This is a genomic window from Chimaeribacter coloradensis (assembly GCF_002858715.1).
GTDB classification, from domain to species: Bacteria; Pseudomonadota; Gammaproteobacteria; order Enterobacterales; family Enterobacteriaceae; genus Chimaeribacter; species Chimaeribacter coloradensis.
Window position 1 is genome coordinate 122,497 of sequence record NZ_PJZH01000008.1, and the last position, 12,963, is coordinate 135,459.

A 12,963-nucleotide genomic window follows, 5' to 3' on the forward strand; every position below is an offset into this window, starting at 1 on the left:
TCAGGTTTTCTATCCGGGACAGGATATTACAGTTGGCGGCCTTGTGCAGGGCTTTTAACTAAAGCACATGCTGTCTGAATCAATGCTTTCTCGGGATGTTTATCGTTAATTAAGAATATTCACCACTCTCTTTTTGCCGTTTTTAATTTTTTTCCGAAGCGTGGATTTTGTTTTGACCAGATGATAAGACACATCTTTCTCAATATTATTGATATTGAGGTAGCGCTCCAGCATCAGCTGATCTTCTGCCACCCTGCGCCGGGTGAAATTTTTCCCGGATAAGTCAATGATGCGTAACCCCTCTGCGGAAAGAATAAAGTTGCCTTTATGCGCATCACCCGACACGAGTTTATGGTGGTGTAATAGTGCCATTTTGCAGACGATTTCCTGCTTGATCTCTTCAGGGATCTCGTCAAATTCATTCAGTACTTTGCCGGGGATGTATTCAAACAGCATCACATAGAGATCGGTGCAACCGATTTTCTTGCGTCGTGCTAACAGGTAAACGTCATTCTGAAAACGCATGCCTCTTTCCCAGAGCTCATCATTTCTTTTAATCAGGTTAAAAGAATAATCTTTTTTAAACCAAGACTTATACAGGCGTTCAATCTTTTTTCCATTAGGTTTGAAAACCTTCAACACATAGAGATGCTTGTCATGCTCAATCAGCATGACTTTAGTTTTATTTTGGTTACGAAAGACACTGACAACCGACAGACGGTAATTAACGAAGTCTGCAAAGATACGATGATAAGGTGTACTACTTCCTTTGACATGAAGAGTAAAGTTTTTATGTCTGGACTTGTACAGCATAACTACCCTAAAGAACGGATAAAAAATGATAAAAGGCAATAAGGGTATATTGCCTCATGACTATTACCTAGGTATAGACCTGAACAATGTCGCCTATGTCTTTACTGCGTTTGTATTGTATCGCCGCAAGTAGCGCCAGCAGCGGTAAAGACATCTCCAGCAGCTCCTCTTGTGAGGTCTGAAATGCCACTAACCAAAGAGGCGCATGCCACCCAAAATTCTCTTTAAGCAACCCTAATGAACGGTCAGCGATGTTAGTCAAAGGTATTAATACAACGAACGTTACCGTGGTGACGGCATAGGCTTTATGTAATTTCGCCTGGAGCCGGATATTTTTTGCATGTTTTATAAGCAGGAAGAGGCAGGCGGCCACAACAGGTAACAGGATTAACAACGCGCCTATCTTATCATGCAAAGGCAGGTTTCCAGTCCAGAAGCGCAGTTTAAGCATGCTCATATGAGCAATGGATTTGTGTAAATCTGCCTCTCTGGCCATCATGATAAACAGGCAAAGAATAATGGCGCAGCGAGTCATAAAAGCAATGTGAAGATCAGACCGGAAAATCAAATACAGAAGCGCGACAGCATACGCATATAACGTTAATGTTTCGATCAGCTGGCCCTCTTCCATTAAATGGATGACGGTATTTGTCGGTAACAGGCACGACAAGACAAAAGCGAAAAAAGAGACAAAGACAGCCAGCCTGACTCCGGAAAAGGGGTGAGTAAACATAAAGAGCCTTAAGTTCGGAAACCGATGATTATAGGTATATTTTTTGTTATCGTTTTGTCAAAAAATGCCCAAAGATTTATAAACTATATTGTCACTTACTGTAATTAATCAGTTAACGTTATTCGTGCTTCGCGCATCCGTAAAGGCTGGCTAATACGGGCACCTTTTTGCCGGGCACGGATTACGCTCCCCGGCAGCATCTTTTTTTAATATTGACTGCTATTTTTGAAATATTACTGACTCCACATTTTGTAATGCCGCCATGAGGGCTTACGCATTATTACGCGGCGCGTTAAGGCGTTGGTGAATTTTACCTTTTATATTGCCCCTAAGATAAATCATACCGTTTTGGACATATCCCTGGCTTGCTCCCCATTAATGACTACACCGCGAAGTTAGCCATCTTTTCATCAGCAGCGTGCGGACATCCCCATGAAGAAACGTGTTTCCGGCGATCACAGCCTGGCGCTGTGCCGTGGCTGCCCGGCGACGATAAGAACTGATCAGAGGCGGCGTTTACCTGCCATACGGCGGCGCAAAGGGCTTTTGCGTACAGGGGGAGCTGTGCTTAATCCAGCCGGGGGAGCCGGCACAGAAAGGAGGTATTAAACGTTTTAAAAATGGGGCCCTAAGGCCCCACACTGTTTCACTGATAGTTGTATAAATGGCTATTCAGGCAGCGCATAGACCACGACCTGATCGCCAACCTGATCCTTCAGGATAGTATTCCCGCCTGCGACGAACGCCACATACTGACGGCCTTTATATTCATAGACCGACGGGTTCGCTACCGCAGGGGCTTCCACCTGATCGGACCACAACTCTTCACCGCTATCCACTGAATAGGCGCGGACTTTGGCATCCATCGAGGCGCCGATAAACACCACGCCGCCAGCGGTGACAGCCGGGCCGCCGATAGTCGGTGAGCCCCAGCTTTCCGGCATAAAGAAGCCGTACTGCTGAGACGCGCCAACCGGACGACGCCATTTCACATCACCGGTATGCATATCCAGCGCGACGATCTCGCCGAACGGCGGCTGCCAGCACGGCATACCCAACCAGTTATTTGCCACCATCAGGCGCAGACCGTAAGGGGCCCCTTCCTGCGGCGCAAAGCCGCTCTCGTTGCCGGAGTCCTTATCCGCTTTATCGTAATCTTCACGGCTGTAGAGCTTCACATACTGCACAATGTGTGAGGTGTTGACGATGGCGATCTGTTTTTCCGGATCGAACGCTACCCCACCCCACTGGACGCCACCGGCACTGTCCGGATAGGTCAGCGTGCCCTCGCCTTTGGTGGTCGGCGGCGTGTACATCCCCTCATAGGTCAGCTTATCCCATAGGCGCGAACACTGGCCGGCACCCACCATATCCGCCAGTTTCCAGATTGCCGGCTTTTTCGACTGATCAAGCAGCGGGGCGGGTTTGGTCGGGAACGGCTGCGTTGGCGAAAGCACTTCGCCCTGCACCGAACCATCGCCCTGCGGCACCGGACGTTCTTCAATCGGCCAGACATCCTCACCCGTCAGACGGTTCACAACAAACAGAAAGCCCTGCTTGGTCGCCTGGATCAGCGCCGGGATCTGTTTGCCGTTTACGGTGATATCCATCAGCGTCGGCGCAGAGTTGATATCGTAATCCCACACGTCGTGATGCACCCATTGGCGGGACCAGACCACTTTACCGGTGTTGATGTCCAGCGCGGTGGTTGAGGTGCCGAGCGGAATAGGATCGACGCGATTACCGCCCCAGTAGTTGGGGGAAGGTGAGGAGACCGGCAGATAGACTAAGCCATGCGCCTCATCGGCAGACATATGCGTCCAGACGTTAGCCGTACCGGTGCGTTGGCGGATCGCTGCCGGGATCGCGTCAAAGGTCCATTCACGCTCGCCGGTCTGTGCATTGATGGAGAACACGGAGCCCGGAGGCGCTTCAGCATAGGCCCAGTCTTTACCGGCCCAGCCTACCAGCAGATGGTTGCCCACGACAGTCGGCGGCTGCAGTATCGACAGCGGATATTTGGCGTTAACCGTGTTCCACTGATTGATATCCAGCACGCCATTGTCAGCAAACTCTTTGCACGGCTTACCTGAATCGGCGTCCAGCGCAAAGAGTTTGCCGTCAACCGTGCCCATATAGACGATCTTCTGACAGGCTTGCCCGGCGACCGGTTTTTTTGCCTGCCAGTAGGAGACACCGCGGTTTTTCAGTACCGGCTGCGTCAGGGCTTTGCGTGAGGATTTCGTATCGTAGTGCCACTTCTCTTTGCCTGTACCGGGGTCGAGCGCAATCAGGCGATCAAAAGGCGTGCCGATGTAGAGCGTCTCGTTGGCAAAAATAGGTGTTGCTGACCAGACGGTGGCCGGAGTGTCACCTTTGCCGTCCGAGACATCGCCGGTATGAAACTCCCAGATTTTCTTTAATTTATTAACATTATCAGCGGTGATCTGTTTCAGCGGGCTATATTTTTGGGCGTTAAGCTGGCCATGAAAGCTGTCCCAGGTGGCAACAGAGGGCACCAGGGACGTCCCCGGATGAGCGGCAGAGTCAGCGTTCTGTGTGTCGTGATTGCCCGTTGAGACATCTGCAGTGGATGTCGTGGTTCCCGGCGCTTGCTGATTGGCTGCATCCACATTGAGTTCTTCCCGCGCGCCCATAGAGGCTTCGGCGGCTTTATCCTGCGCCTGCAGCGTCAGCGGGGTGACCAGCAGCGCCAGCGCCGTCATGCTGACTTTCATTAATGGAGAGTGTTTATCGTTATGCACAGGCGGCTCCTCAGGATTTGACGTGATGATTGTGACGAACAGCATTTCTGCTCAGCGCAATCAGGCCTATCAGGCCGACCACCATAGCTGCCGTAATAACGTACTGGTGCAGCAGCGCGGCTGCAAAACCAATACCGAACAACACGGCCAGCGTGACAATAATCAGGAAGAGGCGCGTACCACGGGCAGATGCCCCACGCAGAATAAAGGTCAGCAGCGCCAGCACCACGCTGGCGATGACCACACCCAGCGCACCAATCGTACCTGTGACTCCGGTGAGGGGCGTCAGCCACGCGTATAACGCTACGGCGAAGCCGATCACGGCTGCCAGCAGCAGCAGCAGGCTGCCCAGGCGTGAGGGTTGAGAGTGCAACATACCAGGAATTTCCCTATGAAAAATGAATAATAAATAACCATGACGTATTGGTGAGTGTATGCAGCTATTTTTCACGCAAGGCAACAGCCAAAAAAGCCGGCATCGCGTGAAGAACAGCGGCACAGTTCACTAAACGCAACAAAGTATAGAAGATGGTTTTTTAAAGGGGGGCATTTAAGCGGGTGTGGCATACAGGATGGCCTGCAGGAAAAGGCCTGGCAATAATAGTGGCGAGTTGAGCATGCGTATTCACGTATGCCTCATGCTATAAGCGGATAGCCGCCATTCTTATCACCGCGCTGTTGTTTTATTGGAACAATATTATCAAGCTTATTATTCCTTTATCATCGCCGGGTTATCTTTCACCTGCTGTACATAAACGGCCAATTTCGAACATGCTACCGAAGACCTGTATGAAGGTTAGCGTTCTCATTTTCGGAGATACCTTATAATTCGTCCCCTTGTTCGTACGGGAAATTACGCTATGTCCCGAGTTTGCTTATCAGCAGGTCTCGCCCCTTTAATAGACCATCGAAAATCAAGGTGGGGAAAATCCCCACTCTACCCATTGATAACGCTGCGCGGGCGGGCGTGGGGAGCTGTATGCAGAGCTTCTTATTATCCTATTCCGGGACTGGCTCCCTTGCCCGGAAGGCACGCATCATTTGCTGATCCGGACAAATTAACCAGCCAAAAGGCTGGTTAATTATGCAATCGGTGTGATTGGCTGGAAAACAAAGGTCGTACTCATACGTCGCTGTGTATCGAACCGTTCGAAAGCCTCAATAGGGCTGACGTCTTCGAGATTGCTGAAGTTCAGCCTTTCGAAAAGTTGACGCTCGATACGAGATGAAATGATGTATTCATCCTCAATATGCCCGGTCTGCTTGCTGATCCGTTGAGTGAACCCGCTGATTATTACCGTGCCAAACGGGAGGGCGCAGAAGGCCATACCAGCCAGCCGCAGTAAGATCCCATGCACATGCAGTGCATAACGTTCACGTACTGCCTTCTGTGAAAGCTCTTTTTCAATAATTTCTGTTCCGCGCGCATTTACCCGCATGGAAGAGGTAGGCAGCATTTCATATTCTGGTAAATCGACTTCTACCAATATCTCAGACGAACCGGCATTCACCTGAAACGACACCAGTGTTTCGCGCGGCCAGTCTGCTGCCTGAATAACTTCTGCGAGGAGTGATTCGAAATAGCCTGTATCAGCTGTAAATTGCGAGAATATGTTGCGCCCTGCATCCATAAGCTTCTTCTCATGCTCAGCGGCTTCAAACTGCCAGTTAGCGTACTGCTCTGCCCACCGCTGGCGCATCTCCTGGTAGCGTTTCAGCATCAGCGCATTTTCCTGGCTGCATTCCTCGACGTCACGTTGCCATTTTTCAAGGTTTCGCGCCTGCCGCTCCTGCCGTGCAGTTGCAGATTCAAACAGGCGGCCAATCAACCCACTCCCATGCTTTTCATCTGGTTGTTCAGGTGCAGCAATAGGAACGGGTTTTTCCGGCCGGACCGGTGCGGGCACACTGTAGGGTTTTAACATAAGTTCCCGGTAATGGGATTCAAGCTCAGCAAAAGAATGACCGGTACGCGGATCTGGGGTAAGCAGATGAATATTAACTATCTCGTCCACAGCCCGGTTTAGTTGATCAACCTCGCGTTCAAGCTCCTCTCTTAAAAGGGGATCGTCCTGCCTGGCAGCATTACGTTTTCTGCTGGCCACACTGGCTCGATCCAGCCGCATTCTGTAGCTCAGCCCTGTGCCCGGAAGCCCCAGATTCGCATAGGTGCCACGTTTACCAAATGAGACAGAGGCCCCCCGTGGTCCAATGCTCATACTCGCACCTGAGCCGCTCAAATTTACCTTTACACCGGGAATAATTCTTATCGACTTTCTGAATCTCAGTCCCATATCCTTGACCATTCCAGTTTATTTTTTACGTGTTACCGGCAATTACCGGCTGAAATCTTACAGAGTTATATGTAGCCTTTTATGGCATCTAATTTTACCTCTGTTAATTTGCGGAGAGGACATTTTGTCCTCATTTTTAGGTTTTCAGTATTAGCGCTTCTTCTGGAGGGTATGGCTTTCATTTTCTGCCGCCATCCCCTTGAGGCCTTGCTGATCGGCATTTTTCTGATGGGGCCGGGAATGCCTCTATCCCGCTGCTCCTGTCGGTGATCCGTAAGCATTCACTGAAGGCGGGGCTTAACGCTACACGGCTGAATACACGGGCGTGTCGATTGTATGGATTGCCGGGCCGGCCCTGGCCTTGGTGTTTGCTGACAGGTTTGGCTTCACCTTTCTGGCCTCTGCCCTGCTGGCAACTCTTTCACATAACCTTTACGGCTTCAGGATGACGCTGCTGGCTCCGTTGGTATCCATTACTTGTGCTGCTTTATTGATGTTCTGCGTGAACAGGCACCGTGGGCTGAGGAAGTGCCCCCTCACGTGAGATAAGTGAGGTGGGTACCCCCCTTCTGCATCAGGCACCCCGGCTATAAGCGAACGGCTTTATGAAGACAGCGGAGAGCGTGACTAAGCATTAATTTACTGCCAGCTTATTCTTTAGCGCTGGTGTAGTGGTCAAAAAACTGTGCCAGGGCGCGGGCAACGGCCTCAGGCTGCTCCTCTGGCTGAAAATGGCCACACTCAGAAATCTGCCGGCTGTGAATGTCATCCCCAAAAGCACGCAGGGCCGCAGCCATATCAGGAATGGACCCCTGATCCGCTGACAGCCCCAGCACCGGCATAGTCAGACGCCGCTGCCCGGCAAGCTCTGCGTTTTGTGCCGCCGATAAAGAGAGTGCCCGGTAAAAGGCAAGCCCGGCCCGCAGCCCCCCAGGCGCTGTGAGTAAACGCTCATATTCCGCGATTTCAGCCTCACCATAACAGCGGTAATTAACCGCTTTTGCGCGGAAAAACCACTCCAGATAGATGCGTTCACGCCCTGCCAGCAATGCTTCCGGGAGGTCAGCGACCGCATGGAAGGAAAAGTGCCAGGTCTTCCACGATGTCTCAGAATTTGTCGGCAATTTATCCGGCAGTGACACGCCCGGAATGCCGGCGTCCATTAAGGCCAGAGCCCGGATCTCTTCGCCATACATCAGGGCGTAGGGAAAGGCGACCCAGGCACCCACATCGTGGGCGGCAAGAGAGTATGACCCTAACTCCAGCGAAGCGATAAACGTATGCAATCGCGCGGCAACGGTTTGAGTGTCGTAACCCGAAAGCGGTTTGTCTGTGTCACCCTGCCCCGGTAAATCAACAGCCACAATCCGGTATTTGTCTGCCAGGTAAGGCATTACATGGCGCCAGGCAAACCAGCTTTCGGGGAAGCCTGCCAGCAATATTAAGGGATACCCATCCCGGCGGCCGCCGGTCACATAATGAAAGCGCAGGCCATCTGCACGGGTAAACTGATGGCTAAAACCATCAGGCGCATCAGGAAATAAGGACGCAGACATGATCACTCCTGGTGTGAAAAAAGATTGCCGGACGGCACCGGTGCACAGGCCGCCTGCAACGGTAACCGGGCGCAGCGAGAACGGCAGGCACCACGGGTACAAACATGGCTTACCCCAGCAGCTTTAGCGCCTGAGCCACAAAGTCGCCGCCGTCGCGGGTCAGGGTTGATGCCTTTCCGACGACACGCATCCCCTGCAGCAGTGCCAGGATCACTTCAGCCGCCGCGGTGGCGTGCGTTGTCCCGGCAATGGAGCCATCCTGTTTTCCCTGTTCAATCAGGGCTTCAAGGGCGCGCCGGCGTGTGGCGAGTTGTTTTTCCAGATCCCCGGCAACGATGCCAAGCTGGTCGATATGGGTGACGCCGGCAACGACCATACAACCGAGTCTGCCGTCCCTTCCCTGGCTAAGCTCAACGTAATCCCGCAGCAGCTCAGCGATTTTCTCTTTGCCGTTAGCCGCCTTTGCCAGGCGCATTTTCAGGTGTTCTTCCCGGAGGAGCACATACCGCTCCAGAGCTTTGGCGAAGACGCCCTCTTTGTCTTTATAGGCTTTATAAATGCTGCCTGTGGTGAGGCCGGTAGCCGCAGTGATGTCACTGATACTGACGCCGCTGAAGCCCTGGCTGCGGAACAGCGTAATCGCCCCGTCAAGAAACTGTTCTTCGTCAAAAGCCCGTGGGCGTCCCGGCAAGGGCCGGGCGGACGCGCTGGCGGAAAGTGATTTCATCGCTGGCCCTTAATTTGGAAGTGATCGTTTCCTTTTTAAATGATAGGAAGGGCCACTGTCAAGGAGAGACGCATCTGCCCTGTCTGGTTTGTGCCTGGTTGATTCAGGTGCGATAGGCGGCTGGGGGTGCTGTCGGCATAAAGCAGGTCAGACTGCCCGCTTTATGCCAGAAGCAATCACTGACCCCTTCATGATGGCCGCCGGGATCATCCTTTGAAGTCTGAGTGCGTTTAACGGCGATTTGGGCGCGTGGCGAAGAAGACCACTGCGGCTCCGATAGCGACGATGAGCGTATCTTCAATCAGGCCACTCCTGGTCTGCCCGATCCCTGCCATGGCCTTTTTGCGTGCCGCAAGCGTGGCATAGGCAAGTGGCACAGCGGCAGAGACAGCGATTGCTGCCCCGGTTTTTTCTTCTCCGCTGGGTGCCAGCGCGGCGCCCGCAATCCCTGCGCTGGCCACGCGTGCTGACAAGCCCAACAACACGGTACGGTCTGGCGCGGATTTCATCTTGTCACCAAATAGTTCACCGACACCCATCGCTAACGCGCCGTATTTGAATAGCGGACGGTCCAGCAGCAGCAGATTGCCCGATGTGCCGCGCCCGGCCATGCGTGCTGCCGCGAGGGCCGCCATCGGCGTCATGGAACGGCAGCTGGCGACAAAGCCAATCAAGGCGGAATAAACAAACTTGGTTATTTTCATTAGTTATCTCCCGGATAAATAAAAGTTTTTATTCTTTACGCTTTATTGGCGTGCAGACCAGGAACACGCTGTTTCATTAACGCTTTTGCACGGTTACCTCATTTGAACGCTTTTCCCTGGCGCGCTGGGTCGCCTCTTGCCTTGCCATCAGGATTTTTGCAGCCGGTGCGCCACTTACTTTGCCACCAGAATGAATATGTTGACCACGGCGCGGCCTCCCAGGCAAATGACCACGGCAAGCGTCAGTATAAGTGAAGAAGGAGTAGCCTGGTTTAACAGGCCAGCTGCAAATAGGCGGCACCGCACCCGGCCAGTTGTATCACGCATCAGCACACAACACCGCTGTCCATCCCCGGCGGCGGCCAGATCGATACAGCGGTGGCTCTCCGCCGGGCATCGCGCCGCCTGCCTTACGCTGCAGGCCTCAATTGCTGAGCGCCACCCCCGCCACCCTGCGGGGGCGCGTCGCCCATACGGAGGCGCCGACAATCAGCAGGCCGCCCAGCCAGGCGGCGGGGGTCAGGGACTCCTGTAACCAGAGCATGGCGAACAGCGCACCAAACAGCGGCTCCGTGCCCATCAGCAAAGAGGCGCGGGTCGGCGTGAGACGTTTTACGGCATAATTCTGCGCGAAGAAGGCGAACAGCGTGCAGAACAGCACCAGATAGAGCGTCGCGCCCCAAAACGCCGCGCTCTGCGGCAACGCCGGGATGCCCTGCCGGGTAACCAGCAACAGCGCCAGCGAACCCGCCGCGACCACACCGGTCTGCACCGCCGTCAGCGCCAGTGCCGGCACGTTGCGGTGCTGCATCAGTTTTTTCGTCAGGCACACCATCACTGCCCGCAGCAATGCTGCCCCGAGGATCAGTTTGTCCCCTGCGTTCATCGTGATGGCGGCGCCCCCGGTCAGCAGCAGCGCCCCGCACAGCGACACGCCTGCGGCGATAAACGCGTTATTTTCCGGCCGCTGACGCAACATCAGCCATTCAACAAACGGCGTCAGCACCACGCAGAGGCTGATAAGAAACGCCGCGTTGCTGGCGCTGGTCAGCGCCACACCAAAGGTTTCACACAGAAATATCGCCAACAGCACCGCCCCCAGCAGCAGCCCCGGCCCCAGCGCCTGTCGCCAGCAGCCCCTTAACGCCGGCACCAGCAGCACAAAGGTCAGCATAAAGCGGATAAACAGAAAACCGGCGACCGGGTAGAACAGCACGGCCTGTTTGGCCATGCCGTAGCTGGTTCCCCAGACCACGGCCACCACCAGTAACATAACGCCCGCATACTGGGCCGTCTCATTCGCTCTCTGGCGTTGATTATCCATTACTTAACCCGCTCATAGGCAATAACCAGCACATCACGATACCCCTGCGAACCTTTGCTGCATAAGATGGGCGAAACCTCATGCATCACGCGATGGTCATCCGCCACAATGACATCCAGTGGCTGGTTAAGCGTTTTGGTGCAGAGCACATTCCGCGCATTATCCGTGACGGTCGTGATGCCGCCCGAGACGTTCACCCGGCGGAGCAGCATCATCGCGATATAATCAACCCCATCCCGGTGCAGCCCCTCCGGGGTGGGTTTGCCGGTTTCTTGGGCGTCCGTCAGGATGCGGTAAGGGTGCAGACGGATACGCCATGTGCAGCGCTCCCCTTCCGCCTGGTTAAAAATGTTACACAGCTCACGCAGCAGGGAGGTAAACAGCGGATGGGTGATAAACCCCTCCTCCAGCGGTGGATAGACCCGATCTACCCCACCATTGAGCGTATTGATGTTTTTAGGTTGTGAGTAAGCGGTGTGCGGCAGCAGCGTCAGTTCGCCTTGTGGATCGCACAATTCAAACTGGCTGTAACGGCGATAGCGGTACGTCCCGTTATCTGCCATAAATTCATCACGCGACAGCGAATCCCAATAGCGGGAGAACGAGGAGAGGGAATCCTCTTCCAGCGCCAGATCCTGTTTTAAGTCATCCCCGGCAATAAAAATCCAGCCATTGGTTTTAATGGCCTGCGCCGCATGATGGAGGGCGTGGGCCGGCAGTGTGTAAGATTTGCTGATGATATCCATGGTTCACCTCAGGCAATTAATGAGCAATCAGGAGTAAAAGAGGGGGACAGGTCGGCCAGGTTGCGGCTGCCGCGTACACGGGCAATCTGTTTTTCCCAGCCATCACGGTCGGTCAGGTAGAGCGGGTCGCGCGCCTTGATGGAGACCAGGTCAGCAGCGCCCCTGCGCAGGTTAAACGTCACGGTGCCGCTGACGGTTTCCGCACTGGTACGGATAAAGGCGGCAATGGACGCCGCCAGCAGGCTGTACCAGCGGCCTTCTATCGCCTCGTTTACCCAGATTTGCTCCAGCGCCAGTTTCTGACGCAACAGCCCGGCATCCAGGGTGGCGGTTTCCAGATGACGGAACGCCGCCATCAACAGCATGGCGGCCGGGGCTTCCCGCACTTCCAGCACCTTCTCGCCACCTTCAAGGTGTTCCAGCCCGCTGAAGCGGCCGATACCGTGGCGGCCAATGACCCTGTTCAGCTGTTCAATCAGCGTCAGCAGAGGCAGTGCCTCGCCATTCACTGCCACCGGCAGGCCGTTTTCAACACTGATCGCGAGGTGTTCATCCGGTTGGGGGTGCTGACATGACGTCCACTTAAACAGGGCTTCCGGCATGATGAAATCTTCCGGGTTATCCAGCGCACCGGATTCGTACTCACGCACCCAGATATTGGCATCACCGCTGATCCCGCGCGCCTGGAAGCACGGCAGGCCGGCCTGCGCCAGCGCCTGGATTTTCTCCTCGCGGCTGAGGGCCGAATATTCATAGGGACTGCCGGTAAACCCGGTAAAGTTCAGTTGATGCAGTGCCCCATTGAGACGGCGAAGGCTGTTTTGTGACTGATTGGCGGTATGGAGAATAGCGTCACAGCCGAGTATTTCCGCCTGCTCAACGGCCAGGCGGGCAATCAACGGCCGGGAGAGGGAGGAACTGATCGGGTAGATCCCCAGGTATTGCGCATTGGCCCGGATCGCCGGAATGATAAACTCGTGTGCAAAGGCTTCACGTGCATCAATAATCTGCAAATCGACGTTGAAAAAACCGGCGATGTCCCGCAGGTCCCCGGCGTGCACCCCATCGCCGAGATCGACGGTAAGCGCGGTGACTTTGCACCCGGTCTGCGATAGCTTGTACAGCAGGTAGCTGCTGTCCACGCCCCCGCTAAACAGGGTCAGGATATGTTTCGACTGACGGGACACATAAGAGAGATCGTCAAGGCTGCGCACGTGTTGATAACGATTCATGGTCTCTTTCCTTGTGAAGTAAACGTTGGTTTTTCAAGGCTTGCCGTCAGGCGAGTATGGGCGATCCCG

The 12,963-nt window shown here is 54.1% G+C and carries 11 protein-coding genes; all 11 read right to left on the reverse strand.

Annotated elements, in window-relative coordinates; translation table 11 throughout:
• Positions 1-105: 105 nt before the first annotated feature.
• On the reverse strand, positions 106-813 hold the full coding sequence (locus tag CYR32_RS10500; protein ID WP_101824349.1) for a lipopolysaccharide core heptose(II) kinase RfaY: 708 nt from the start codon (positions 811-813) through the stop codon (positions 106-108).
• A gap of 67 nt (positions 814-880) precedes the next feature.
• The gene (locus CYR32_RS10505) at positions 881-1,546 is read right to left on the reverse strand and encodes a hypothetical protein (protein ID WP_101824350.1); all 666 of its coding nucleotides are present in this window, start codon (positions 1,544-1,546) and stop codon (positions 881-883) included.
• A 668-nt stretch (positions 1,547-2,214) separates the two neighbouring features.
• The gene (locus tag CYR32_RS10510) at positions 2,215-4,311 is read right to left on the reverse strand and encodes a pyrroloquinoline quinone-dependent dehydrogenase (RefSeq protein ID WP_101824351.1); all 2,097 of its coding nucleotides are present in this window, start codon (positions 4,309-4,311) and stop codon (positions 2,215-2,217) included.
• A 10-nt stretch (positions 4,312-4,321) separates the two neighbouring features.
• Positions 4,322-4,687, reverse strand: a complete 366-nt coding sequence (locus CYR32_RS10515; RefSeq protein WP_101824352.1) for a hypothetical protein — start codon at positions 4,685-4,687, stop codon at positions 4,322-4,324.
• Positions 4,688-5,393: 706 nt separating this feature from the next.
• Positions 5,394-6,605 (reverse strand): DUF4236 domain-containing protein, encoded by a 1,212-nt coding sequence (locus CYR32_RS10520; RefSeq protein WP_101824383.1) that lies wholly within the window; start codon positions 6,603-6,605, stop codon positions 5,394-5,396.
• A 650-nt stretch (positions 6,606-7,255) separates the two neighbouring features.
• Positions 7,256-8,161 carry an alpha/beta fold hydrolase gene (locus CYR32_RS10525; protein WP_101824353.1) on the reverse strand — a complete coding sequence of 302 codons (906 nt, stop codon included), beginning with the start codon at positions 8,159-8,161 and terminating at the stop codon, positions 7,256-7,258.
• A gap of 109 nt (positions 8,162-8,270) precedes the next feature.
• Positions 8,271-8,888, reverse strand: a complete 618-nt coding sequence (locus CYR32_RS10530) for a TetR/AcrR family transcriptional regulator (RefSeq protein WP_101824354.1) — start codon at positions 8,886-8,888, stop codon at positions 8,271-8,273.
• A gap of 230 nt (positions 8,889-9,118) precedes the next feature.
• Complete coding sequence (locus CYR32_RS10535; protein WP_101824355.1) at positions 9,119-9,592, reverse strand: hypothetical protein; 474 nt, start codon at positions 9,590-9,592, stop codon at positions 9,119-9,121.
• Positions 9,593-10,016: 424 nt separating this feature from the next.
• Positions 10,017-10,916 carry a DMT family transporter gene (locus tag CYR32_RS10540; RefSeq protein WP_206602455.1) on the reverse strand — a complete coding sequence of 300 codons (900 nt, stop codon included), beginning with the start codon at positions 10,914-10,916 and terminating at the stop codon, positions 10,017-10,019.
• Entirely contained in the window at positions 10,916-11,662 is a 747-nt protein-coding gene (locus CYR32_RS10545; RefSeq protein WP_101824357.1) for a 2OG-Fe dioxygenase family protein, read from the reverse strand. Before CYR32_RS10545 ends, CYR32_RS10540 begins: the two co-directional genes overlap by 1 nt.
• An 8-nt stretch (positions 11,663-11,670) precedes the next feature.
• Complete coding sequence (locus CYR32_RS10550; RefSeq protein WP_101824358.1) at positions 11,671-12,894, reverse strand: argininosuccinate synthase-related protein; 1,224 nt, start codon at positions 12,892-12,894, stop codon at positions 11,671-11,673.
• Between the last annotated feature and the right edge of the window lie 69 nt (positions 12,895-12,963).

Excerpts from the sequence above, each read along its gene's own strand:
- CYR32_RS10500 (WP_101824349.1), bottom strand. The coding sequence starts at position 813 with ATGCTGTACAAGTCCAGACATAAAAACTTTACTCTTCATGTCAAAGGA.
- CYR32_RS10505 (WP_101824350.1), bottom strand. The coding sequence starts at position 1,546 with ATGTTTACTCACCCCTTTTCCGGAGTCAGGCTGGCTGTCTTTGTCTCT.
- CYR32_RS10515 (WP_101824352.1), bottom strand. The coding sequence starts at position 4,687 with ATGTTGCACTCTCAACCCTCACGCCTGGGCAGCCTGCTGCTGCTGCTG.
- CYR32_RS10520 (WP_101824383.1), bottom strand. The coding sequence starts at position 6,605 with ATGGGACTGAGATTCAGAAAGTCGATAAGAATTATTCCCGGTGTAAAG.
- CYR32_RS10525 (WP_101824353.1), bottom strand. The coding sequence starts at position 8,161 with ATGTCTGCGTCCTTATTTCCTGATGCGCCTGATGGTTTTAGCCATCAG.
- CYR32_RS10530 (WP_101824354.1), bottom strand. The coding sequence starts at position 8,888 with ATGAAATCACTTTCCGCCAGCGCGTCCGCCCGGCCCTTGCCGGGACGC.
- CYR32_RS10535 (WP_101824355.1), bottom strand. The coding sequence starts at position 9,592 with ATGAAAATAACCAAGTTTGTTTATTCCGCCTTGATTGGCTTTGTCGCC.
- CYR32_RS10540 (WP_206602455.1), bottom strand. The coding sequence starts at position 10,916 with ATGGATAATCAACGCCAGAGAGCGAATGAGACGGCCCAGTATGCGGGC.
- CYR32_RS10545 (WP_101824357.1), bottom strand. The coding sequence starts at position 11,662 with ATGGATATCATCAGCAAATCTTACACACTGCCGGCCCACGCCCTCCAT.
- CYR32_RS10550 (WP_101824358.1), bottom strand. The coding sequence starts at position 12,894 with ATGAATCGTTATCAACACGTGCGCAGCCTTGACGATCTCTCTTATGTG.